General features: G+C 69.0%; 17 protein-coding genes. 8 read left to right on the top strand and 9 right to left on the bottom strand.

All coding sequences use genetic code 11. The features are described 5' to 3' along the window. Positions 1–21: 21 nt before the first annotated feature. Positions 22–375: an SRPBCC domain-containing protein gene (locus AB8M46_RS38995; RefSeq protein ID WP_016336029.1), complete on the bottom strand. Its 354-nt coding sequence runs from the start codon at positions 373–375 to the stop codon at positions 22–24. Between the two features lie 124 nt (positions 376–499). Here AB8M46_RS38995 and AB8M46_RS38990 point away from each other — a divergent pair, with 124 nt between their 5' ends. Further along, on the top strand, positions 500–1,123 hold the full coding sequence (locus AB8M46_RS38990; protein WP_394363420.1) for a uridine kinase: 624 nt from the start codon (positions 500–502) through the stop codon (positions 1,121–1,123). A 4-nt stretch (positions 1,124–1,127) separates the two neighbouring features. On the opposite strand, the gene AB8M46_RS38985 is transcribed toward AB8M46_RS38990, so the two are convergent. The 4 genes from AB8M46_RS38985 to AB8M46_RS38970 form a co-directional block, all read right to left on the bottom strand. Next, complete coding sequence (locus AB8M46_RS38985; RefSeq protein ID WP_199755070.1) at positions 1,128–2,285, bottom strand: glycosyltransferase family 4 protein; 1,158 nt, start codon at positions 2,283–2,285, stop codon at positions 1,128–1,130. A gap of 77 nt (positions 2,286–2,362) precedes the next feature. Beyond that, the gene (locus AB8M46_RS38980; protein ID WP_394363419.1) at positions 2,363–3,415 is read right to left on the bottom strand and encodes a C40 family peptidase; all 1,053 of its coding nucleotides are present in this window, start codon (positions 3,413–3,415) and stop codon (positions 2,363–2,365) included. A 446-nt stretch (positions 3,416–3,861) separates the two neighbouring features. Further along, a complete protein-coding gene (locus AB8M46_RS38975) occupies positions 3,862–4,104 on the bottom strand; it encodes a hypothetical protein (RefSeq protein WP_037344759.1) in 243 nt (80 codons plus the stop codon). Positions 4,105–4,259: 155 nt separating this feature from the next. Beyond that, complete coding sequence (locus tag AB8M46_RS38970; RefSeq protein WP_394363418.1) at positions 4,260–5,648, bottom strand: NYN domain-containing protein; 1,389 nt, start codon at positions 5,646–5,648, stop codon at positions 4,260–4,262. A gap of 96 nt (positions 5,649–5,744) precedes the next feature. On the opposite strand from AB8M46_RS38970, the gene AB8M46_RS38965 reads away from it, so the two are divergent. The 7 genes from AB8M46_RS38965 to AB8M46_RS38935 all read left to right on the top strand — a co-directional run bounded on the left by AB8M46_RS38965 (position 5,745) and on the right by AB8M46_RS38935 (position 18,083). After that, the gene (locus AB8M46_RS38965) at positions 5,745–7,466 is read left to right on the top strand and encodes a DEDD exonuclease domain-containing protein (protein ID WP_378426752.1); all 1,722 of its coding nucleotides are present in this window, start codon (positions 5,745–5,747) and stop codon (positions 7,464–7,466) included. Between the two features lie 39 nt (positions 7,467–7,505). Further along, positions 7,506–7,790: an Lrp/AsnC family transcriptional regulator gene (locus tag AB8M46_RS38960; protein ID WP_037344753.1), complete on the top strand. Its 285-nt coding sequence runs from the start codon at positions 7,506–7,508 to the stop codon at positions 7,788–7,790. Positions 7,791–8,262: 472 nt separating this feature from the next. Then, positions 8,263–9,348 carry a hypothetical protein gene (locus AB8M46_RS38955; protein WP_394363417.1) on the top strand — a complete coding sequence of 362 codons (1,086 nt, stop codon included), beginning with the start codon at positions 8,263–8,265 and terminating at the stop codon, positions 9,346–9,348. Positions 9,349–9,420: 72 nt separating this feature from the next. Beyond that, on the top strand, positions 9,421–11,481 hold the full coding sequence (locus tag AB8M46_RS38950; protein ID WP_378426750.1) for an AbfB domain-containing protein: 2,061 nt from the start codon (positions 9,421–9,423) through the stop codon (positions 11,479–11,481). Positions 11,482–11,567: 86 nt separating this feature from the next. After that, positions 11,568–13,724, top strand: a complete 2,157-nt coding sequence (locus tag AB8M46_RS38945) for an AbfB domain-containing protein (protein WP_394363416.1) — start codon at positions 11,568–11,570, stop codon at positions 13,722–13,724. 55 nt (positions 13,725–13,779) lie between these two features. Further along, the gene (locus AB8M46_RS38940) at positions 13,780–17,694 is read left to right on the top strand and encodes a nucleic acid/nucleotide deaminase domain-containing protein (RefSeq protein WP_394363415.1); all 3,915 of its coding nucleotides are present in this window, start codon (positions 13,780–13,782) and stop codon (positions 17,692–17,694) included. Beyond that, on the top strand, positions 17,691–18,083 hold the full coding sequence (locus tag AB8M46_RS38935; protein WP_052120970.1) for a hypothetical protein: 393 nt from the start codon (positions 17,691–17,693) through the stop codon (positions 18,081–18,083). The genes AB8M46_RS38940 and AB8M46_RS38935 overlap by 4 nt, the downstream gene beginning before the upstream one ends. Before the next feature lie 70 nt (positions 18,084–18,153). Here AB8M46_RS38935 and AB8M46_RS38930 read toward each other — a convergent pair whose 3' ends face one another. The 4 genes from AB8M46_RS38930 to AB8M46_RS38915 are packed head-to-tail and all read right to left on the bottom strand — an operon-like array spanning position 18,154 to position 22,445. Then, positions 18,154–19,821, bottom strand: a complete 1,668-nt coding sequence (locus tag AB8M46_RS38930) for a cytochrome bc complex cytochrome b subunit (protein ID WP_037344747.1) — start codon at positions 19,819–19,821, stop codon at positions 18,154–18,156. Then, positions 19,818–20,951 carry a ubiquinol-cytochrome c reductase iron-sulfur subunit gene (locus AB8M46_RS38925; RefSeq protein ID WP_037344746.1) on the bottom strand — a complete coding sequence of 378 codons (1,134 nt, stop codon included), beginning with the start codon at positions 20,949–20,951 and terminating at the stop codon, positions 19,818–19,820. Before AB8M46_RS38925 ends, AB8M46_RS38930 begins: the two co-directional genes overlap by 4 nt. After that, positions 20,948–21,766, bottom strand: a complete 819-nt coding sequence (locus AB8M46_RS38920; RefSeq protein WP_037344744.1) for a c-type cytochrome — start codon at positions 21,764–21,766, stop codon at positions 20,948–20,950. The genes AB8M46_RS38925 and AB8M46_RS38920 overlap by 4 nt, the downstream gene beginning before the upstream one ends. A 55-nt stretch (positions 21,767–21,821) precedes the next feature. Further along, positions 21,822–22,445: a heme-copper oxidase subunit III gene (locus tag AB8M46_RS38915; RefSeq protein WP_081975967.1), complete on the bottom strand. Its 624-nt coding sequence runs from the start codon at positions 22,443–22,445 to the stop codon at positions 21,822–21,824. Positions 22,446–22,529: the final 84 nt, after the last annotated feature.

Genomic DNA, 22,529 nt, shown 5'->3' with positions numbered 1-22,529 from the left:
TACGCCTCCCCGGCGCGCCGGTCAGCGTTCGGCCAGCGCGGCCACGACTCGCTCGGTCACTTCGGTCCAGTATGCCCGCTGTTCCTCGCGTTCGTCGGCGCCCGCGAGCCATTCCTGATGGAAACGGAGCGTGGTCTTCTGGTCGGTGCCGCTCACCGTGATCTGCAGGGTCGAGTCGTGGTCCCAGTCCTTCGGACGCCAGGTCAGCCGGAGCTTGTCGCCTTCGGAGCGGCCGCGAATCTCGCCGGTCGTCCCGTTGGCCGTCTCGTACGCCGCGCCCAGCTCGTGGCCGAGTTCGGCGCCCGGACCGAGCCAGATGCCCACACCCTCGCGTCCGACCAGGAAGTCCCACACCTGGGTGCCGCTGTACGGCACCGTCTGGGAAACGCCTACCTGCCAACCACTTCCGGCTGTTTTGGCCGTTGTCTTGGTCACCGGGCCATCATCCCATCGGGTGTACCGTGCGGCAGTCACCGGTCCGGGTGGAGGATGTCTTCCCGTGCGCTACCGTCCGATTTCTCCCGCTCTGCTGGTGTCCGAACTGACCGAACGCATCACCTCGATCACGGGCCGCCGCCGGATCGCGGTCGCCATCGACGGCGCGGCCGGTGCGACCAACACCACAGAACTCGCCGACGCCCTGGTCGATCCCCTGCGGATCGCCGGTCACGCGGTGTTGCGGATCTCGGCGAACGACTTCCTGCGTCCCGCTTCACTGCGCTTCGAACGCGGAAAAGAGGATCCGGACTCGCGCTACAGCGACTGGCTCGACCTCGGCGCCCTGCGGCGTGAAGTGCTCGACCCGCTCGCCGAGGACGGCAGCGGTCTCGTCCTCCCGTCGCTGTGGGATCCGGTCCGCGATCGCGCCACGCGCGCCGAACGCGTCGAACTGCCCGAGGGCGGCGTCGTCCTGCTGGACGGGGAGTTCCTGTTCGGCGCGGGGCTCGCGTTCGACCTGAGCGTGCATCTGTGGCTCTCCCCCGGCGCGCTGAGGCGGCGGGTGCCGGACGCCTGGGCGCTCCCCGCTTACGCGCGCTACGAACAGGAAGTCGATCCGTCGGCGCTGTCGGACGTGGTGATCCGCGTCGACGATCCGAAGCATCCGGCGCGCTACGAACCCTGATTCGTCAGCGCACCGCCGCGACGGGGTCGCCGTCGAGCAGGCCGGAAAGCCGGCTCGCCATGGTGTCCCACCGCCAGTTCTCGCCGACCCAGTCGCGACCGGCGGCCCCCATCCGCCGTGCTCGCACCGGATCGGCCAGCAACGCCGCCAGCGTCTCCCGCAGCTGCTGCTCGTCGCGGCCGTCGACGACGTGCCCGGTGACCTCGTCCAGCACCGTTTCCGGCGCCCCGCCGGAATTCCCGGCGACGACCGGCAATCCGGTCGCGGAGGCTTCCAGGTACACGATGCCAAGACCCTCGACGTCGAGCCCCTTCCCGCGCGTCCGCGCCGGCATCGCGAAGACGTCGCCCGCGTTGTAGTGCGCGGGCAACTCCTTCCACGGCACCGATCCGGTGATGACGACACTGTCTTCGACCCCCAGCGCTCCGACGAGCCCGGTGAGCGTCTTGCGGTAGGGGCCGCCGCCGACGAGCAGCAGCGCCACGTCCGGGATCCGCTTGCGGAGCTCGGGCAGGATCTTGATCAGCATGTCCTGGCCTTTTCGCGGCACCAGCCGCGAAACACAGACGATCGTCGGCCGGTCGGCGAGCCCGTGCCGTTCGCGGATCTCCTTGCCCGCGGCCGGATCCGGCCGGTAGAGCGCGGTGTCGACGCCGCACGGGAGCATCTCCAGCCCCGCCATCGGGCCGAAAGCGGCCGAAAAGCGGGAACGTGTGTACTTGCTGACGTAGGTGACGACGTCGACGGTGTCGCCGATCCGCCGCAGTGCCTGCCGTGAACCAGGAAGCATCGACCAGCCGACCTCGTGGCCGTGCGTCGACGCCAGCACCCGGCGCGCGCCCGCCGAGCGCAGCGGATGCCCCAGCAGCGCCAGCGGCGCCGCGGCGCCGAACCAGACGGCCTCGCAGTCGCGGGCGCGCATGATCTCCTTCGCCCGCTTGAGCACGTCCGGGGTCGGCAGCATCAGTGACGTCGGATGGCGCACCACCTCGAACGGGGCGGCGGCGTCGAACTCGCCGTGCGAGCCGGTGCTCGATTCCCAGGAGGGGGCATAGACGACGAGGTCGTCGGCGGGCAGGCGGGTGGCCAGCGAGTTCAGGTAGTTCTGGATACCGCCCGGCCGGGGCGGGAAGTCGTTGGTCACCAGCAGCGTCCTCAGCACCCCTGCAGGCTACTTGGCCCTCCGCATGCGAAAGGGGCGGCACCGCTCGCGCGGTACCGCCCCTTGTCGTCTGTTCGTCAGGCCGTCGGGCGACGGGCGCCGACGTAGTTGTTCTGCAGCGGCGACACCTTGACGACGTCACCGGTGGTCGGCGCGTGCACCATCATGCCGTTGCCGACGTACATGCCGACGTGCGAGACCGGCGAGTTGTAGAACACCAGGTCGCCCGGCTGGAGCTGCGACCTCTGCACCGGGGCGCCGAAGGTCGACTGCTGACGGCTGGACCGCGGCAGGGTCAGACCGGCCTGCTTGTACGCCCAGAGCATCAGACCGGAGCAGTCGAAGGACGACGGTCCGGTGTCACCCCAGCCGTACGGGCTGCCGAGCTTGCTCTTCGCGGCCGCGAGGGCCGCCGCCGCGGCGGGACCCGGGGCGGGCAGGTTGGGGAACGCGCCGCCCTTGTCCTTCTGGGCGTTGCGATCCGAGGCGCTCAGGTTGCCGCCGGCCCGCTCGATCTCCTTGAGCTGGTCGTTCAGCGTCTTCTGGCGCGCCTCGATGTCCGTGGTCAGCTTGGCGGCCGTGTCACGGGCGGCGGTGGCCGCGTTCTGGGCGTCCGCCGCCTGCTTGGCCGCGGCCGCGGCCTGGGCGACGGCGCCGCTCAGGTTGGTCAGAGCGGTGTTCTTGTTCGCGGCGAGGACCTCGAGTGCCGAGGAACGCTCCAGGAAGTCCTGGGTCGACGCGCCCGACAGCAGCGACGACAGCTTGTTCAGCTGCACACCGCTGGTGAAGGAGGCACCGGCGAACTTGTTCACCTCGGCCTGGAAGGTCTTCTCGTCACCGGCCGCCTTGATACCGAGCTCCTTGGCCGCGGCGGCGTCGGCGGTCGCCTTGTCGAGCTCACCCTGCTTCGCGGCGAGGTCGTCCTTCGCCTTGAGGAGGTCTTCGTTCGCCTTCTCGGCCTGTGCCGCGAGGTCGCGGTACTTGGCGAGGGCGTCCGAGCCGGACGGGGGCTGCTGGAGGGCGGGGCCTGGGGCAGCGGTGGCTGAAGGCTGGGCCACTGTCACCGCGGTGATCACCGCGGCCGCGGCCAAAGCTCCTGACACCACGCGCTTGACTGGATGCGACTGCACGGTCGCGCGTGTCTCCTTTGCTGTCGGCCACCGACTCGGAACCCGGGACGAAGAGGTCGGGGGCCCTCTTCCGCGAAGCCGCGACGCCGACCGTGAGGTCCGCGCGGTTCCCCGCGTTCCCGCCTCGCGCCTGGCCGAGTGCTATCGCAACAGGTTTGGCGCGTGGCTGGTTCCGGTGCAGCTCCCCGACAAAGCTGCCTCAGTGGCGATCCCGTGTCGCCGTCTGGCGACGACTTCCGGCCACGAGATCTCGGACAGGTTACGAAACCACGGGCACCGCGTCCACCATGGCAAGCGCAAAAACTCTCCGTGATGCGCCGAAACACCTTCGGACCAGCATGAGCGGAAAGGTGTGACGGGCGTTACAACCTGGGGCCGATCACGACTACCTACCGTTCACCCGATCGGATCGACCACTCGTCGAATACCCCGGTCGAGGCGTGTCCTCAGGCCGTTTTCCGGCGCTCCTGCTCCACGATCTCGACCATCCGGAGGCGCGGGACCATCCCGGCTTCGGCGAGCGCGTCGACCGCTTTCCGCTCGTCGGCGTCCCATTCGAGCGCGAGCGGCGCGCCGAGGAGGACGCTGACGACGCAGTCATGACATGCGTCACCGCGGACCGCGCACCGGTCGCAATCGATGACGAGCGTCTCTATGTCGGCTATATCGGCGATGGCCTTGTCGTCCATCTCGGGCTCCTCACTTTCAGTGGTGAGGTGCACATTAAGAGCGACCACCGACAGTTTCGGGCCTCATGCGTCGCAACGAGCGGTCCCGGATGTCATGAAAGGGCCGTTCAAGACGAAAAACGTCCTGAACGGCCCTTTCATGACATCCGGAAGCTCTACACCCGGCTGAGCCGCGACACCAGCACCGCCGACGGCACCGGATGCGCGCCCTTGCCCCGCACCGAATCCGCCACCGCCCGGTCCGTGCTCGCGACCACCATCGGCCGCCCCGGCGGCTCGGCCGCGACGAGGGACCGGATGACGTCGTCCGCGAGCACGCCGCGTTCGGAGAACAGCACCCGCACCCCGCGCGGCACCGCGGCGGGCACGGAAAGCACGCCGGCACCGTCGAACACGACGGTCACTTCGGCCGAAGTCCGCGCGGCGAGTGCGGAAAGCTGATGGATCAGCCTGTCTCGCTGGTCGGAGAGCGCCAGCTCCGGATAACCGGTCTTCGTGACGTTGTAGCCGTCGACGATCAGATGCACGTTGGGCAGCGCGAGGTGCCGGTCGAGCGCGGTGACGTCCTGGATCTTGCCGCCCGCCCCCAGACCTGACGTCGCGCCGCGCACCATGTCGGCCGGACGCTGGCCTCGCGCGCTCACCGAAAGTTCGCGGCGGAGCCCGCCGACGGCGCCTTCGATCGTGTCCAGCAGCAGCCCGAGCCTGACCTCGTCGGCCTGACGCGCCTCACGCGCCGACTGACGGGCGATCTCCGCGTCCGTGACGGCCTTTTCCGCCCGCGCCCGCTCTGTCGCGACGCGCTGCCTCTCACGGTCCAACTGGGCCTTCAGCGCCTTGATCTCTTCGGCGCTCTCGGCGCCTCCGCTCTCCAGCCGAGCGTGCGCCTCGGCGACGGCGTCCTTCGCCTGGCGCAGCTGGACACCTTGCTCCCGCAGGCGCTTCAACAGCTTTTCGACCTCGGCGTCGCGTTCGCCTCGCGCACTACCGGCGATCTCCTTGGCTTCACGCAGTTCTTCGCGCAGCTGGGCGAGTTCCGCCTCGAGCCGCTGGTTACGCGCCAGCGCGGCGTCGCGTTCGGCACGCAACGCCGTCTCCTCGGCGTTCTTCGCCACCAGCCGGACCCGTCCGGCCGCGCCCGCCTCGCCGAGCAGCACGGCGGCGGCCGCGGCGGCGACGGAATCGGGGGCGTTCGGGTCGAGGGCGTCCTTGCGGTGGTCACGCAGCCATTCGGTGACCGCGACCCGGAACTGCGAAGACTCCCCCAACGCGGTGAGCAGCGCCGTCCCGCCGAGTTTCGCGCGTTTCGCCGGGGCGAACTTCGCGACCGGGCGCAGCTGCCTCGGCACGTCGGCGACCGGCAGTTTGCCGACGGCGGCGGCCGCCAGCTCGGCGATCCGCTCCCGCACGGTCTCCGGCAGGGCGGTCCAGCCTTCGGCGGGCACCTCTTCGGACAGCTCCGGCGCACCCGCCGACGCCACGACACCCGAGGGGCCGCCGGTGGCGTCCTCGGGCGATTCGGGCACTGCGGGCTGCGGTTGCATCGCTCCAGCGTAGGCCCCATGGCCTCGGGGCGCGCTCGATGGGACGGCGTGCGCGCATCCTGGGATTGTCGGTGCCCGCCCCTACTGTGCCCGACCATGGACACCGGACGGCGGCCCGGCGCGGCGCAACTCGCCTTCGACGAGCTGGGAACTCCTTTGCGGGACATCACGTTCGTCGTATTCGACCTGGAGACCACCGGCACGAAACCCGGCCCGGACGGGATCACCGAGATCGGCGCGGTCAAGATCCGCGCGGGCGAGGTCGTCGGCGAGTTCGCCACCTTCGTCAACCCGGGGATGCCGATCCCGCCGCAGATCGTCGAGCTCACCGGCATCACCGGCGCGATGGTCTACGACGCTCCCCGGATCGAGCGCGTGCTCCCCGCGTTCCTCGAATTCATCTCCGGTGCCGTGCTCGTGGCGCACAACGCCGCCTTCGACACCGGATTCATGCGCGCGGCCTGCGAGGGCCACGGTTACCACTGGCCCAAGACGGCCGTCGTCTGCACGGTCCGGCTCGCCCGCCGGGTCATCTCCCGCGACGAGACGCCCAGCTACCGGCTTTCCGCGCTGGCGGCGTTGTTCGGAGCGCGGACGACGCCCAACCACCGCGCGCTCGCCGACGCGCGCGCCACCGTCGACGTCCTGCACGCGCTGCTCGAACGGGTGGGCAACCTCGGCGTCCACACCCTCGAAGAGCTGCTGGACTACCTGCCCGAGGTGACCGCGGCCCAGCGCCGCAAACGGTCGCTGGCCGAACATCTGCCGTCGAGGCCCGGCGTCTATCTCTTCCGCGGCCCGAGCGACGAGGTCCTCTACGTCGGCACGTCGTCCGATCTGCGCCGCCGGGTCCGGCAGTACTTCACCGGTTCGGAGAGCCGTGGCCGGATCCGGGAGATGGTCGCGCTGGCCGAGCGGGTCGACGCGGTGGAATGCGCGCACGCGCTCGAAGCCGCCGTCCGTGAGCTCCGGCTGATCGCCGCCCACCGCCCCATGTACAACCGCCGCTCCAAGAACCCACGGCACGCGTGGTGGGTCGCGCTGACCGAGGAGGCCTTCCCTCGCCTTTCGGTGGTCCGCATGCCGCGAGACGGGATGCTGGGACCCTTCCGCACCCAGACCGACGCCCGGTCCGCCGCGGACACCCTCGCCGGCGCCTCCGGGCTGCGGACGTGCACCCAGCGCATCTCGGCGACCGCGCCGAACGGGACGCCCTGTGTCCTCGCCGAGCTCGGCCGCTGCGGAGCGCCGTGCGCCGGGCTGCAGACGGTCGAGGCGTACAGGCCGGGAGTGCTGGCGGTGTCCGGTCTCATCGCCGGTACGGACGGGCGTCCGCTGCGGGCCGCCGCCGACCAGCTGGCCCGGCTCGCCGCGGCGGAACACTACGAGCAGGCCGCCCAGCATCGCGATCAGCTGGCCGGGCTGATCCGCGCGGTCGGCCGGGCGCACCGGCAGTCGGCGCTGGCGGGTATCCCGGAGCTGATCGCCGCCGGTCCGGACGGGAACGGCGGCTGGGAACTGGCGGTGATCCGGCACGGCAGGCTCGCGTCGGCGGGGGTCGCGCGGCGCGGGGTGCCGCCGATGCCGGTCGTCGAGATGCTCGTGGCCTCGGCGGAGACGGTCATCCCGGGGCCCGGCCCGCTCTTCGGCGCGATCCCGGAGGAGATCGGCATCCTCCTGCGCTGGCTGACCCGTCCGGGTGTCCGGCTCGTGCGCACGACGCAGCCCTGGGCGGAGCCCGCCGCGGTGGCGGGTGGCTGGCAGGAGTGGCTCGACCTGGCGGCGAGCGCGACGGCGCTGGAACGGGTGGCGGGCTAGGATTCGCACACCGGGTTCATTGACGTAGGAGGCGCTGTAGTGATCACCGCGATCGTGTTGATCCAGGTCGAGGCCGATGCCATCCCCGAGGCGGCGCAGGCGATCGCGGACATCGAGGGTGTCCGCGAGGTCTACTCCTGCGCGGGTGACGTCGACCTGGTCGCTTCGGTCCGGGTCACGGCCCACGAAGACCTCGCGGATCTGATCCCGGCGAAGATCGGCAAGGTGCCCGGCGTGCTGAACACCGTCACGCATATCGCGTTCCGCTCGTACTCGAAGGCCGACAAGGAGTCCGCGTTCGACATCGGCGTCGAAGGAGCTTGAGGACAAACAAGAACGCCGCCCCGTCGGTGACTTTTTAACCTTCGGGGTGCATCTTGCGCAAACCGCCCATTCGCGGTTAGCTGGGTTCAGAATCGGAATTTCACTGGGGGAATTCCGGTACTGGGGATTCCGGGGTATGTACCGATGATCGATCCGTCATGGGATCGCGGCGATCGCCGCCACATTCACTCCACACGAGCCACCGCATCGCCCGTCGGCGGAAGCTGCTCGCCGATCCATCACCGAAGCCGCCGGATACGCGGCCACTGACGAAGCCCGAACCCTTTCCCGGTGACTGAAACAGTCGCCGGGAAAGCGCTGGCGTTTTCCCGACAAGGATTCGAAGAACTTCGAATTCATCGCCGGCTCCGGTCTCGATTCCGGATGCCGTTGCCACCGACACCTTTCCCGGCACCGTCCGGGAAGGGTCCCCGTTAATTCAACCTGCACCGAAGCTGACTGGGGGCTTGGAGTGTACAAGCGTATTTTGTCCTGCGCGCTTTGCGCCGCGGCGTTGTTCTCCGGGACGGTCGCCGTTCCGGCGGGGTTCGCCGCCGAAACCGGAGTACACGCCACGGCCGCGGCGATGACACCCGGCGAGATCGCCCGCTGGGAGGTCCTGACCCACGCCAGGTACAGCGTCCACAGCACGGTGAAGACGGACGCGTGGACCGCTCTGCTCAGCGAAGACCCGGAAGCGGCCTCCATCGAGTTCCTCCGCTATCCGGGTGGCGGGCTCGAATACGCGACACAGCGGGCGCTCAACCGCGACGAAGGCAACAAGCGCTTCCTCCGGCGACTGCTGGAGACCCACCTTCGGGCCTACTCGCCGGAGGTCTACGACGCGGCGAACCACCATTTGACGACGACCGCGTCCAAACGGGAACAGTTCTGCCACGGCGGCGGTTACGAAGCCGCGAAGGCTCGGGATCAGAAGTTCCGCGCCGACCTCGGCGAGCAGAAACGCGCCCTCGTCGAGGAGGACCGCCGATACGTGCGGATGCTCGCCGAACGGGATCCGGGTACCCAGGTGAGATTCGCCGCGGCCTACGCGGTCCGCGAGGGATCGACCGACGACGACCTGACGGATTTCTTCGCCTGGGGCTGGGCACAGGGCGCGCGGCTGGACATCGAGTCGTTCCGCGAAGAGATGCTGCGCGAGAACCGCCAGTGGCAACTGACGATCACCCAGCTGATCGTCGACGCCGAAGCCGCCGAAAAGGCCGCGCGGGAAATCGAAGGCGAAGCCGGCAAGGAGGCCCGTGACCGGGCCGCGGCCGCCTGGCGCAAGGTCGGGACCGAGGTTTCGCCGGTGCGGTCGAAATGGGAAGAGGCGAGGGATTTCGCCCAGCGGCAGGCGGAAACCTGGCACGCCATCCTGCTCGCCGCGCAGCAGGCCGCCCAGAACCCCAACTGGAAGGCGATCATCGACCCCGCGAAGACGGTGGAAGGCGACTGGACGGACAACCGCTCCCTCTCCGGCGAAAACGTCGAGTACTGGGAGTCGTTGCTGCGGAAGGCCCTCGAAGGCGAGCAGCGGATCAAGAACCCGAGCTGATCATTCCGCCGTCCGGTTTCCCGCGGCGGCTTCCTCTCGAGAATAGGTGACTGGGGTATGCGAAGAACGTCCATGTCAAGGCCATGGCTCAGCCGTGGCATAGCGGCGGCCGCCGTCGCCGCCGTGTTCGCGGGGCTGGTCGGCGCACCGGCGGGTGCGGCCGAAACACCACCCGGACAGGGTGTGCCGCCCGCCGTGCCGACCGCGGAACCCGATATCGGGTCGACCACGGTTCCCCCGGCGTCACAGCGGGACAAGGTGCTGGCGGTCGAGGCGATCGAGGTCGGCGAGGCGACCGACGATTGGCTGCGGTTGTCCGACAAGAACTTCGTCTTCAAGGTCTACGAGAAGATCAGCATCGACGCCTTCCCCCGCACCAAGGCGGAAGCGTCACGGATCTACGGTCTCACCGTCGCCGACGCCTCGGCGTTCATCCGGACCGGTATCCACGAATTCGTCCAGCGCGATCACGACGAGAAGATCCTCCGCGACATCGAACGGCGGGACCGGATCGGCGCGCGGATGAAGGCACTGGAGAACGCCCGCATCATCCCGTTGGACCCCGTGCTGCTCGACCTCACCGACCGGAACTTCGTCTTCCAGGTCGCCAGCCGGGCCAAGAGCGGCTCCAAGGTCCAGAGCGGCGCGATGACCGCGTACAAGGGCGACGCCGCCGCTTGGAAGACCTTCATCGAGGTCACCATCCTCGACCTCGCCGAGCAGGACATCATCGAACACCTCGAACGCCTCCGGCAGGAGAACGCCGAGAAGGCGGCCCGGGAAGAGCGTGACATCAAGCGGCGCACCGCCGTCGCCGAGATTCCGGCCACCTTCCAGAACGTCTGGCTGGACGCCGAGGACGACGTCTTCGTCCGTGAGCTGCTGCGGCTGCCCGAACTGGCCAACCCGGCGAACATCGAGGTCAAGGACGCGGCGGAGCGCGCCTCCCGCAGCACGGATCCGGCGGCGTGGAAGGCGTTCGTCGACACCGGGCTCAAGGCGGCGGCCGGCCGCGACAAGGCCCGCCGTGAAGCGCAGGAAGACCAGGCCAACCGGGACGCCGTGCGGCAGCTCAAGGTCCGCGCGGAGAACAGCGGGCTCCGGCCGCGGCTCGTCGCGGCCGCCAACGCGGCGCTGGCGGGCAACCGCGACGCGGTGGTCACGTTCCTGCGCACGGGCCAGTACGAGGTACTGACCCAGTCGTTCGGGACCTACACCCCCGGCGTCCGGGGCTGGCACGTCCACACCGGCGGGGGCGACGCGTGGATCACCACCGGGAACCCCGGCACCGACGGGACCAAGCCGTTGCCGTACGCGACCTGGAAGGTGGCGAGCGGGCTCGCCGATCCGCTGTGTTACTCCCTGGAGTCCACCGACCGCGCCGGGAACTACCTGCGGCAGCAGGATCTGCGGGTCAAACTGCACGGCAACGACGGCACCGACCAGTTCAAGAAGGACGCCACCTGGTGCCCGCGGCGCAACGGCGGCGAGGTCCAGCTGGAGTCGAAGGCGCACCCGGGCCGGATACTGCGGCATATCGACGCGCAGCTCTGGATCGCCCAGCAGGGTGGCGGGAACTGGTTCGACACGGACCGGCTCTTCACCGAGGACTCGAACTGGCGGGTGGTCGCACCGAATCCCGAGGTGTCGACGCCGCTGATGCTGGACTGGTTCAACAACGACGGCCTGCGCGGGCTCGCCGGTAATCCGAAGGCCGCGGAGATCTACGACGCGGGTGTCCGGTTCCGCGAATTCACCAACGGCCGCCTGTACTGGGGCCCGGAGACCGGCGCGAAGTTCATCACCGGCGAGATCCTCACCCGGTACCTGAGCCTCGGCGGGCACAAGTGGCTGCTGCCGAGCACCGACCAGGTGAACGGGACCAACCGGTCGATGATCAATTTCCACGGCCACAACATGGCGATCTACTGGACACCGTCGACCGGGGCCAAATTCGTGATGGGTTCCATTCGCGACAGGTGGAATTCGCTCGGCGCGGAAAACGGCAGGCTCGGTTTCCCGACCAGCGACGAGTTCACCATCCCCATCGGACGGCAAAGCAATTTCGAGCACGGCTACATGACCTGGAACTCCAGCACTTACGAAATCCTCGTGTTCATGACCGTCAACTGACCGAGTTCGTCCTGCTCCGGCCGGGGGCCCGGGAAACGCTCCAGGGCCCCCGGCCGGCCTTTTTCGCCCGAACAGAGGTATGTGAAATGCGAAGATCACTGATCGTCGGCAGACGACCGGCCGGACGTGTCGCCGTGCTGACCGCCGCGACCGTGCTGTGCGGCCTGATCACCCCGGCCATCGGGTACGCCGCTCCCCCGGCGCCGCCGAGCCCGACCGTCGAGGCGCCCGCCCCGTCCGCCACCGAGGCATCGGTTCCCCGTGAAAGCCCGGACGCCGCGGCGGCCGAACTGCCGAGCGCGACCGAAACCGAAAAGGTACGCGCGGTTTTCGAGATCGAAGTCGGTGAAGCCACCAAGGAATGGCGCGAGGCCACCGACATGAATTTCGTCTTCAAGGTCTACGACAAGATCGACGCGACGAACTTCCCGGTCACCAAGGCCGAGGCCTACCGCGTCTACAAGGTCATGCTCGACAACAACGCCGCCCCCGACGCCACGGCGTTCATCCGCACCGGCGTCTTCGATTTCGCCGCCCGCGACCGCGTCGAACGGCAGCGTCGCCAGGAGGCCTGGGACCGCACCGTCCAGCTGCGCCGGGAGATCCTGATCGACGCCGACATCGTCGGTTTCGACGACGTCATGCTCAACGACAACGATCAGATGTTCATCTACAAGGTGTACCAGAAGGCGAGGCCGGAACAGCCGAAACTCAAGCAGGGCGCGTTCGACGCGTTCGGCGGTGACGCGGCGGTCTGGAAGGACTTCATCGAGAACAAGATCCGGGCACTGAATCACCAGGATCAGCTCGACTACCTCGACCGGTTGAACCAGGAGAACCAGGAGGCCGCCCGCAGGGAAGCCGCCAGGATGGCGAAGAAGGACGCCTGCGACAAGGTTCCCGTCATCGCCGTCGCGGCCTGGCTCGACCTCGCCGACGACGACTTCATCCGCGAGCTGCTCAAGACCCCGGAACTCGCCGACCCCGCGCACCGCGAGATCAAGAACGCGGCCACCGTCGCCCTCACCGGCCTGCCCGCCGACTGGAACGCCTACATCAGGACCGGGGTCGCCGAGGCCCGTGCGAGGGACGACGCCAGGATCCTGCGCGAACGGGAAGAGGCCGACCGCCAGAAGGTCCGCGACATCAAGGCCAAGGCCGACGCCAGCAGGCTCCGTCCCCGGCTCGCCGCGGCCGCGGCCGACGTCGCCGCGAACGGGACCTGGGACCAGGTCAAGGACTTCCTCGCCAAGGGTCAGTACACCGTGCTGGAACAGGCGTTCGCCGGCGTCACCGCCGGACGGCGGGGCTGGCACGTCCGCAGTGCCGGCGGCGATGCCTGGGCCACCCCGGGAACCCAGCCGTCGAATGTCGTCACCGCACCACTGGGCGACGCCACCTGGAAGATCGTCCCCGGGCTCGCCGACCCGAACTGCTTCTCGCTGGAATCGGCCACCCGGGTCGGCAGCTACCTGCGCATCGCGCCCAACCTGCGGGTCCAGCTGGCGGGCAACGACGGCACCGACGGCTACAAACTCAACGCCACCTGGTGCGCCAAGGCGGGCAGGGACGGCAATCCGACCAACGTGACGCTGGAGGCGAAGGCGTATCCGGGCCGCTACCTGCGGCAGTACTGGGGCGAGCTCTGGGCGGCCAACGGCCAGAGCAAGGAGAACAACTTCGACACCGACGGCAACTTCGCCGCCGACATCAGCTGGATTCCCGTCGGCCCCAACCCTTCGATCACCACGAAGATCGACGAGCGCTGGCTCAACGAGGACTGGTGGGGCTGGAACGGCCTCGGCCCGCAGACCCAGCCGGAAAACATCTTGAACGGCATCCGCTACAAACGCTTCCAGAAGGGTGGCGCCTTCTGGTCGGCACAACACGGCGTGGTCCGGATATTGGACCCGCTGCTCAACAAGTACCTCGAATCCGGTGGCCGGAACATTCCGGGATTCATCCCCAGCGGGGACACGGGATATCTGCCCGACGGGAAAGGTATGCGCAACCTGTTCGCCGGCCCCAGAGGCATCTGGTACCACCCGGACATCGGCCCGAAGCTGATCTACGGAGCCATTTTCGATCGGTGGGCGGCACTGCAATACGAACGAAGCAGGCTCGGTTATCCCACTTCCGACGAAATGGATTTCCCCGGTGTGCCCGGTAAACGCGTGAGCTACTTCCAGCACGGAAGGATCGAACACACCGCCGCCGAAGGCGCGAAAGAGTACTACAACTGACAAGCCCGAGGTGCCTGCCGGTTCGACCGGCAGGCACCGATTTCTGGGGGTTCTGATGTCGAGAACGAGATATCTGCTGAGAACGTTCCTTGTCTTCTTGGCCACCGCCCTGCTCGCCGGGCTCATCAACCCGGCGCCCGCGGCCGCGGCCGACGATCCACCACCGACCACACCGCCACCGACGTCCCCGGCCCGTCCGCTGCCGGAAGACCCGTACCGCAACTGGGACGGCCGATCGGGCGTACCCGCCCTGGTGGGCAGTCCCGTCGTCCGGCAGATCATCGCCGATCACGCCGAGCTGGCCGAGGAGCCCGAAGTACGTGAGGCCGCGCGCGCGGCGCTCGACGCGGGCACCGAAGCCGCATTGCACGAATTCCTCGAAACCGGCCTCGACGCCGCCAAGGCGAGGGCCGCGGCGCGGGAAGCCGAGACCGCGCGCCAGAACCGGGCCACCATCCAGGCGATGGCAGGCACCGGCGGGCCGATCTTCAACGCCGAGGTCCAGCGGGTGCTCGCGGGAAGCGATACCGACCGCGAGCAGTTCCTCGCCTACGGCAAGGAGATCGCGAGGGAACGCGACGCACAGGTCGCGGCGGGCGGCCAGGCACGCGCGGAGGAGCTGCGCGCCAGGGTCACGGCACTGCTCGGCGTCGCCGGGCACCACGTGAAGACGGCGGCGCAGGCCGCGCTCGACGCGGGTGACGCGGCCATCGCCGAGTTCCTGAACACCGGGTACCTCGCCGCGGCGAAACGTGACGCCGAAGAGCGGGAGAAGCAGATCCGTGACCAGGAAGCAGCGGCACGGGCCGCCGAGCAGCTGAGTGACCTCGCCAAGCGGGCCGTCCGGGCGATGAACGCGCGGCGGAACCTGATGGTGGCGCACGGGGACGCGCTGCGCGCGCTCCAGCGGATCGCGAACGCGATGGTGCTCGCGGGGAACGAAGCCCGCAAGGCCAAGCAGATCCTCGACGCGAACGACGCGGCGGGCAACCACCCGCCCGACTCCTTCGCCTTGGTCAAGGCCGAGGCCGCCCGTCAGGTCGGCAACGCCCGCAACGCCGCGGCCGATGCCGTACGCGCGGCCGAGCAGGCGGGCGTCCAGGCCGCCGAACTGGTCGCCGTCGGACTTCCCTACGGCACTCAGTGGGCCGACATGGCGAGGGGCATGAGCGCGGCTGGGCAGGCGGCGGTCCACGCCTCGGAGACCGCTCAGCACGCGATCGACGCCACCGAAGCCACCGATCAGGCGCGCAACGCCCAGGAACGCGCCGAGAAACACGCCGAGCAGGCTCGCCAATGGGGTCTGCACGCCGAAGAACACGCGACCGCCGCGGCCCAGGTGGCCGAAGCGGCGCGAGTGCAGGCGGTGGCGGCCAAGGACGCGGCCGTCCGGGCCAGACAGGCTCGCGAAGCGGCCGAAGCCGCGGCCAACGCCGCCAGGGCCTCGGCCGAACGCACCCGCGCGCATCGCGAAGAAGCGGAACGGCAGCGGGACAGGGCGAAGAACGCCCGGCGGGTCGCCGAGGCCGAGCGGGCCAACGCGGCCGCCGCCCGTCAGCGTGCCGACCAAGCGGCCGCGGAAGCACGTCGTCACCGCGGCGAAGCCCAGCGCCAAGCCGGTATCGCCAACGACTCCAACCTCCGCGCACAGGAGCAGGAACGGCTCGCCGGGGAAGCCGAACAGCGGGCGGTGGGTGAAGAAGGGAAGGCGAGAGCCGCTCGCGACGCCGCCTTCACCGCGGAACGGCTGAAGCAGACCGCGCAGGCGAAGGCGGACGCGCTGAACGCGGCCGAAGCCGCCGCACGGGGCACCGCGGCGGAGACCGACGCGAAGAACGCCGCCGCCGCGGCGCGGAACGAGGCCAACAACGCGACCGCCGCGGCCACCGCGGCCCGCGACGCCGCCGACCGGGCGACCGGCGCCGCCGTGGTCGCGAGGCAAGCGGCGGGCGAAGCGACCCGAGCGGCGGCACGGGCCCGCGCCGCGGCTCAGGAAGCCCGTGCCGCCGCCTCCGCGGCCAACCACGCGGCCAACCGGGCCGAGGCCTCGGCGGCGGAGACCCATCACCACGCCACCCAGGCCACCGTGAAGGCGGCCGAGGCGACCGCCGAGGAGACCAAGGCGGCCGAGGCGGCACGGAACGCGGTCCAGCTCGCGGAACAGGCGGCGGGCGAGGCGATGCGTTCGCTGATGGCGGCGGAGCGTACCCGCGCCGAGGCCGACGCGGCCTTCACCGAGTCGGTCTCCGCGGCCACGCAAGCGGATATCGCCCTGCGGGCGTCCACCGCCGCGCGGGCGTCGTCGAGCGCGATCACCGATCCGGCCAACCGGGCGATCACCGTCGTTGCGCCGTACGCGGGTTCGGACCTCGACGCCGATTTCGTCATCCTGGTCGCCAACCAGGCCAGGGCGGTCGGAGCCGAGCAGGCGCAAGCGGCCCGCGACCGGGCCACCGAAGCGAGGCTGGCGGCGGATCGGGCCGCCGAAGCCGCTGCTCGGGCGCAGAAAGAGGTCAAACCCGCGTTCGAAGCGGCGGCGCGGGCAGCGGCATCAGCCGCCGCCGCGGCGAACTCGGCGGCCGAAGCGCAGGAAGCGGCGGCCGCGGCCGCGGCCGAAGGCGCGCTGGCCCGTGCCGCGGGCGAGCGGGCGAACGCGTCGGACGCGGCCGCCCGTGCGGACGCGCAAACCGCGCGTGGGGCGGCCAACGAGGCCAACGCCGACGCCGCCATCGCCGGCCGGAACGCCGCCGCGGCGGAACGCGAGGCACAGGCGGCGAGGGACTCGGCGTCGCGTGCCGAGCGGGACGCTCAAATCGCCAGGGACGCGGCGACCGCCGCGGAAGCCTCGGCGGCGGAAGCCAGGGCCGCGGCCGACCGGGCCGAAGAACACGCGCGTAACGCGGCCGCCGCCGCGGAGCGGGCACGGCAGAGCGCGACCGAAGCCCAGCAAGCCGCCGACCGCGCGGAAGACCAGCAACGCAAGGAAGAAGAGGAGGCGAGACGCCGCGCGGCGGAGGAGACGGGCGCCGGGCTGCCCGATCTGACCCAAGAAGAAATCGCCATGCTCTCGGCGACCGAATTCGGGCGGATGCTGCTGGACGAGTACCGCCAGGCCGCGGAGCAGTCCAAGAACGGCGGCAGTGTGACGTCGTTCCTGGTGGAGATCGGGGCCGAAGTCCTGCTGGAGGTGATCGGCTGGCGTGACGCGGAGCGGTGCTTCGGTGAAGGCAACATCGAGGCCTGCATTTGGACCGTGGTCAACGTCGCGTCGATCGTCGTCGTCTTCCTGAAGCTGCCCAAGGTGGCTTCGGCGGTCGTGAAGATCATCCAGAACATCTCCAAGTTCCTGAACAAGTCCGCGATCTTCCGCAAGGTCGCGGACAAGGTCAAACCGCTCTTCAACGCCATCCGCAAATGGTGCAACCGGATCAGCCAGGTACCGGCCACCGCGAAGACCGCGGACATCCCCGATTTCACCTGCGGGCTCGTGGATCACGGTGACAACGGGGGAACGTTGCCGAGTATCGCGCTCGACTACCGGATCGGAAACGGCTACGGAACCAGCCGGAACGTCGCCGTCGCCTATCTCCCCGGCTACAAGGACCCGAACGGGAAGCTCCCCGACGGCTACGTGGCGGGCAACAGCAACGACGCCGGCCGCCACTCCGAGCAGCACATCGTCGAGCAGGTCATCGAGCAGGGTTTCGATCCCAAGAACATCAAGGGTCTCTACAGCGAACGCGAACCGTGCCCCGACTGCAAACGGGACTGGGTCAGCAAGATGGCGCCCGATCTCAAGACGTCGTTCTCGGTACCGTGGACCGGTGATCCCGAGATCGACAAGATCTACAAGGGGAGCCTGATCGACATGATCAAGAAGTCCTACAAGAGACGCGGTCTCTTCCCCGGTGCGGCGACGGCCGCCGAAGCGGAACAGCGCGTCTTGGTGGGCAGCGGAGCAGGTGGATGACCTCGCTCCGCCGCGTCCACCCCGCCGAGCAGGAACGGCTGTTCGCTCTGGGCGACCGGACCGAAGCCGCGTTGCGGATGGCGGGAGTCCCGGTGATCGTCGAGCCCGATCCGGACGATCACCGGGACGCCGGAGGTGCCGTGATCGAGGTGGACGTCTTCGAGGGCTCCTGCGGGGTCTGGGTCGACTGGGTGGTGGCGAGGCCTTGGCGTGACGAGGCCTTCCGGCTCCTGGTGGCAGGCGACAAGGAGAATCCCCAGGTGCGGCGGCAGATCGCCGTCCACGCGGCGATGCGGACGGCGCTCACCGCCGTCCTCACCGCCGCGGGCCTGACCGTCGTCCCGAGCGACGACGACATGCGTCCCCTGGAGCTCAAGGTCACCGGCTGACGCTAATGCGTGAAGGCCCCCTTCCCTCGGCTGAGCCGAGGGAAGGGGGCCTTCACGCGTGTCTGACGAACTAGTGCCCGGAGGTGATCTCCTTGCGCTCCTCCGAAGGCTCGCCACCGATGTCGTCGACCTTGCCGTTGCCGTGCCCGTTGGCCCGGGCGCGCTCCAGCGCGATCGTCTCCTCGACCGGGTCCGGGGACCAGGTCGAACCGGCGACGGCGTGTCCGGCCGAGCCGAGCTTGTTCATCTTCTTCGGCACCGACGCGCCCTGGTACTCGAGCGGGATCGCGTGGCCGTGGTCGTCCACCGGGCCGAGCGGCTGGTGGATCTCGATGAACTCACCGTGCGGCAGGCGCTTGATGATGCCGGTCTCGACACCGTGCTCCAGCACCTCGCGGTCGGCCCGCTGGAGGCCGAGGCAGATCCGGTAGGTGATGTAGTACGCGATCGGCGGCAGCAGCAGGACACCGATCCGGCCCGCCCACGTCGTCGCGTTCAGCGAGATGTCGAAGGCGAACGCGATGATGTCGTTGAAGCCCGACAGCATGATGACCGCGAAGAAGGTCAGGGCCATGATGCCCAGCGAGGTCCGGACCGGGACGTCGCGCGGACGCTGCAGCAGGTTGTGGTGCGCGGTGTCCTTGGACAGCTTGCGCTCGATCCAGGGATACATCACCAGCAAGCCGATCAGCAGCGGCATCCCGACCGCGCCGGGGAAGAACACCGCCGGGACCGTGTAGTTCCCGAGGTAGAGCTCCCACGCGGGCCAGATCCGCAGCATGCCGTCGGCCCAGGCCATGTACCAGTCAGGCTGCGAACCCGCCGAGACCTGCGCCGCGTTGTACGGGCCGATGTTCCAGATCGGGTTGATCTGGAAGAGACCCGACATCAGCGCGATGACGCCGGTGACCAGCGCGAAGAACGCACCGCCCTTGAGCGCGAAGACCGGCATGATGCGGACGCCGACGACGTTGGTTTCCTTGCGGCGCACGCCGGGGAACTGCGTGTGCTTCTGGTACCAGACCAGCGCCAGGTGCGCGGCCACCAGGCCGAGCATGATGCCCGGCAGCAGCAGGATGTGGATCGTGTACAGGCGCGGGATGATCTCGTTGCCGGGGAACTCCCCGCCGAACAGCGCCCAGTGGATCCAGGTGCCCATGACCGGCACCGAGAGCACGATGCCCGACAGGGTCGCGCGGATACCGGTACCGGAGAGCAGGTCGTCCGGGAGCGAGTAGCCGAAGAAGCCTTCGAACATGCCCAGGACCAGCAGCAGCGCGCCGATGACCCAGTTCGCCTCACGCGGGCGGCGGAACGCTCCGGTGAAGAAGATCCGGAACATGTGCACCATCATCGAAGCCACGAAGATCAGCGCGGCCCAGTGGTGCAGCTGGCGGACGAAGAGACCGCCCCGGACGTCGAATGAGATGTCGAGCGTGGTCGCGAAGGCCCGCGACATCTCGACGCCCTGCAGACCGGTGTAGCTGCCGTTGTAGACGACCTCCTCCATGGAGGGGTCGAAGAACAGCGTGAGATACACACCCGACAGCAACAGGATGATGAAGCTGTAGAGCGCGATCTCGCCGAGCAGGAACGACCAGTGCGTCGGGAACACCTTGTTGAGCTGGTGCCGCATGCCCTTGGCCAGGTGATACCGGTCGTCGGCCCACTTCGCACCAGCGCCCGCGGCCTTCTCGACCGGGTTCGTCCCCTTGGTCGGGGTGGTGAGTGAACTCATGACTTACGCTCCCAAAAGGCCGGTCCGACGGCCTCGTTGAAGTCTCCGCGCGCGATCAGGTAGCCCTCTTTGTCCACTGTAATCGGAAGCTGGGCCAACGGCCGCGTAGCCGGCCCGAAAATCGGCTTGGCGTAGTGGAGCGCGTCGAACTGCGACTGGTGGCAGGGGCAGAGGATGCGGTTGGTCCGCTGCTCGTACAGGGAGGTCGGGCAGCCCACGTGGCTGCAGATCTTCGTGTACGCGTAGTAGTCGCCGAAGTTGTAGTCCTCCTGGCCCTGACGCTTGACGACCTTGGCGGCGTCGGTCGGGCGGAGACGGATCAGCATGACCGGGTTGTCGACCCGCTTGAAGGCGGCCGACAGCGCGTGCTCGTCGTGCTCCTCGGACTTGCGGTACGGGAACACCGTCTCCATCGCGCCGGCGTCGAGGTCCTCGGCCTTGACCAGGGAGATCTCGTGCGGACGGCCGGTGTTGCGGCGCAGGTAGACGACCTCGTCCGGGAAGTTCTTCTTCCAGCCCGAGTGCCACAGCGAGTCGCGGTTCTCGGTGTCCTTCCACGGGTCCTTGATGAAGGACGCGACCGGCAGCGCCGCGACGGCGAGGCCGAGCACACCGGCACCGGCACCCGCGGACCGCTTGATCATCGAGCGGCGCGCGATGGTGCTGCGGCTGCCCGAGTCGGCGAGCTGGGCGACGATGGTGGCCTTGTCGACCTCCTTGGAACCGCCGTCCCCGCGCTCCTGGACCGAGACCTCGGCCGGGATGAACTTCTTGGTGTAGAGGATCACACCGATACCGAGGCTGAGCACGGCCAGCCCGAGGGTGACCCCGAGCAGCGGCGTGTACAGCGTGTACTTGGTGTAGCCGGTCGTACCCGGCTCCTTGTACTCGAACCAGTGCGGCCACGCGATGAGGACCACGAACGCGAGGCCGGACAGCGCGGCCAGCACGAACCAGAGGGCGACAGCGCGCTCGGCGCGCTTCTCAGCCCGGGTCCCCTCGACCGGCCACGGCGTCGGGTACTCCACGATCTCGACCCCGTCGAGCGCGGTACCCAGCTTGACGAGCTGGTCGCGATCCATGTCCGCCAATTCCGCCTCTGTCGGCGGCTTCGGCCCTTCGGCGCTCATGCCTTCGATCCAATCCACAACGTCACGCCGATCAGCGCGGCGATCCCGACGATCCACGCGATCGCGCCCTCCGAAGCCGGGCCGAGTCCGCCGAGCGAGCTACCGCCGGGAGCGTTGTTCCCGTGGCTCACGGACTTCACGAACGCGATGATGTCCTTCTTCTCCTCCGGCGACAGCTGCCGGTCGGAGAACTTGGGCATGTTCTGCGGCCCGGTGAGCATCGCGGTGTAGATCTGCTCTTCCGTGGCCGGGTCCAGGTTCGGGGCGAACTTGCCCGAGGAGAGCGCGCCGCCGCGGCCGGTGAAGCCGTGGCAGGAGGCGCAGTTGAGGCGGAAGAGCTCGCTGCCGCGCGCGACGTCGTCGCCGCGCAGCGCGTCACCCTTCTCGGCGGGACGCTGCGCGCCGCCACCGTTGGCCTGGATGTAGGCGCCGAGGGCGTTGATCTCGGCCTCGGACAGCTTCGGCGGCTTCCGCTGCGCCTGGGCTTCCTGACGCACCGCGGGCATGCGGCCGGTGGAGGTCTGGAAGTACACGGCCGCGTCGCCGATGCCGATGAGGCTCGGGCCACGGTCGGTGACACCTTCGAGCTTCGGCCCGTGACATTCGATACACGTGTTGTTGTAGAGCTTCTCGCCCTCGCGCAGGAGGGCGGATTCGCCCTGCGCCTGCGCGGTCTGCGGCTCCGGGGCGAAAACGGCGTACAACCCGCCCACGCTGAGCAGCGCGATCCCGAGCGCCAGCGCGCCGGCGAACCGCCTGCGTGCCTTCGACCGCTTGCGGAAGCGGCGCTCCGTGTTGTTCTTGCTGGAGGTCATCTTGCGGCAACCCTTGCTGTCAGTTCAGGCCGATAGGTCGTGGTGGCGGCTTCGTTCACGGAAGGATGTAGATCACCGCGAACAGACCCACCCACACGATGTCGACGAAGTGCCAGTAGTACGACACGACGATCGCCGAGGTGGCCTGGGCCGGGGTGAACTTGCTCAGCTTGGTGCGGATGAGCAGGTACACGAACGCGATGAGCCCGCCGATGACGTGCAGGCCGTGGAACCCGGTCGCGAGGAAGAAGACCGTGCCGAACGGGCCGGACGGGATCGTCATCCCCTCTTCGATCAGGTGGAGGTACTCGTAACCCTGGCCGCCGACGAAGATCGCGCCCATGATCAACGTGATGATGTACCAGCGTCGAAGGCCGAAGACGTCGCCCTTTTCGGCGGCGAACACGCCGAACTGGCAGGTGAACGAGGACGCCACGAGGATCACCGTGAACGGGATCGCCAAGGCGACGTTCAACTCGAAGGGCTCACCGTGCAGCGGCGGCGGCCACTGGCCGGTCGCGTTCTGCGCCTTCACGGTGAAGAACATGGCGAACAGTCCGGCGAAGAACATCAGTTCGCTGGACAGCCACACGATGGTGCCGACACTGACCATGTTCGGCCGGTTCAGCGAGTGGACCCGCTGGCTGATGGTGGGAGCTGCCGTTGTCACGCGTCGCATTATGTCCTCTCACGCATGGCGCCCGCCGGGTGGGTCCACGGCGGGTCGCGTGCGTGTCGGGTCACATCTGAACGAAAGTGGGAA

It is taken from the genome of Amycolatopsis sp. SB7-3, assembly GCF_041021335.1.
Lineage (GTDB): Bacteria > Actinomycetota > Actinomycetes > Mycobacteriales > Pseudonocardiaceae > Amycolatopsis > Amycolatopsis japonica.
The sequence above is the reverse complement of the archived record's forward strand: the minus strand, read 5'-3'. Positions and strand labels throughout refer to the sequence as shown.

What these genes read in the sequence shown, in the direction of transcription:
- AB8M46_RS38975 (WP_037344759.1), bottom strand. Translation starts at nt 4,104, where the DNA reads ATGGACGACAAGGCCATCGCCGATATAGCCGACATAGAGACGCTCGTC.
- AB8M46_RS38970 (WP_394363418.1), bottom strand. Translation starts at nt 5,648, where the DNA reads ATGCAACCGCAGCCCGCAGTGCCCGAATCGCCCGAGGACGCCACCGGC.
- AB8M46_RS38965 (WP_378426752.1), top strand. Translation starts at nt 5,745, where the DNA reads ATGGACACCGGACGGCGGCCCGGCGCGGCGCAACTCGCCTTCGACGAG.
- AB8M46_RS38950 (WP_378426750.1), top strand. Translation starts at nt 9,421, where the DNA reads ATGTCAAGGCCATGGCTCAGCCGTGGCATAGCGGCGGCCGCCGTCGCC.
- AB8M46_RS38945 (WP_394363416.1), top strand. Translation starts at nt 11,568, where the DNA reads ATGCGAAGATCACTGATCGTCGGCAGACGACCGGCCGGACGTGTCGCC.
- AB8M46_RS38940 (WP_394363415.1), top strand. Translation starts at nt 13,780, where the DNA reads ATGTCGAGAACGAGATATCTGCTGAGAACGTTCCTTGTCTTCTTGGCC.
- AB8M46_RS38935 (WP_052120970.1), top strand. Translation starts at nt 17,691, where the DNA reads ATGACCTCGCTCCGCCGCGTCCACCCCGCCGAGCAGGAACGGCTGTTC.
- AB8M46_RS38930 (WP_037344747.1), bottom strand. Translation starts at nt 19,821, where the DNA reads ATGAGTTCACTCACCACCCCGACCAAGGGGACGAACCCGGTCGAGAAG.
- AB8M46_RS38925 (WP_037344746.1), bottom strand. Translation starts at nt 20,951, where the DNA reads ATGAGCGCCGAAGGGCCGAAGCCGCCGACAGAGGCGGAATTGGCGGAC.
- AB8M46_RS38920 (WP_037344744.1), bottom strand. Translation starts at nt 21,766, where the DNA reads ATGACCTCCAGCAAGAACAACACGGAGCGCCGCTTCCGCAAGCGGTCG.
- AB8M46_RS38915 (WP_081975967.1), bottom strand. Translation starts at nt 22,445, where the DNA reads ATGCGACGCGTGACAACGGCAGCTCCCACCATCAGCCAGCGGGTCCAC.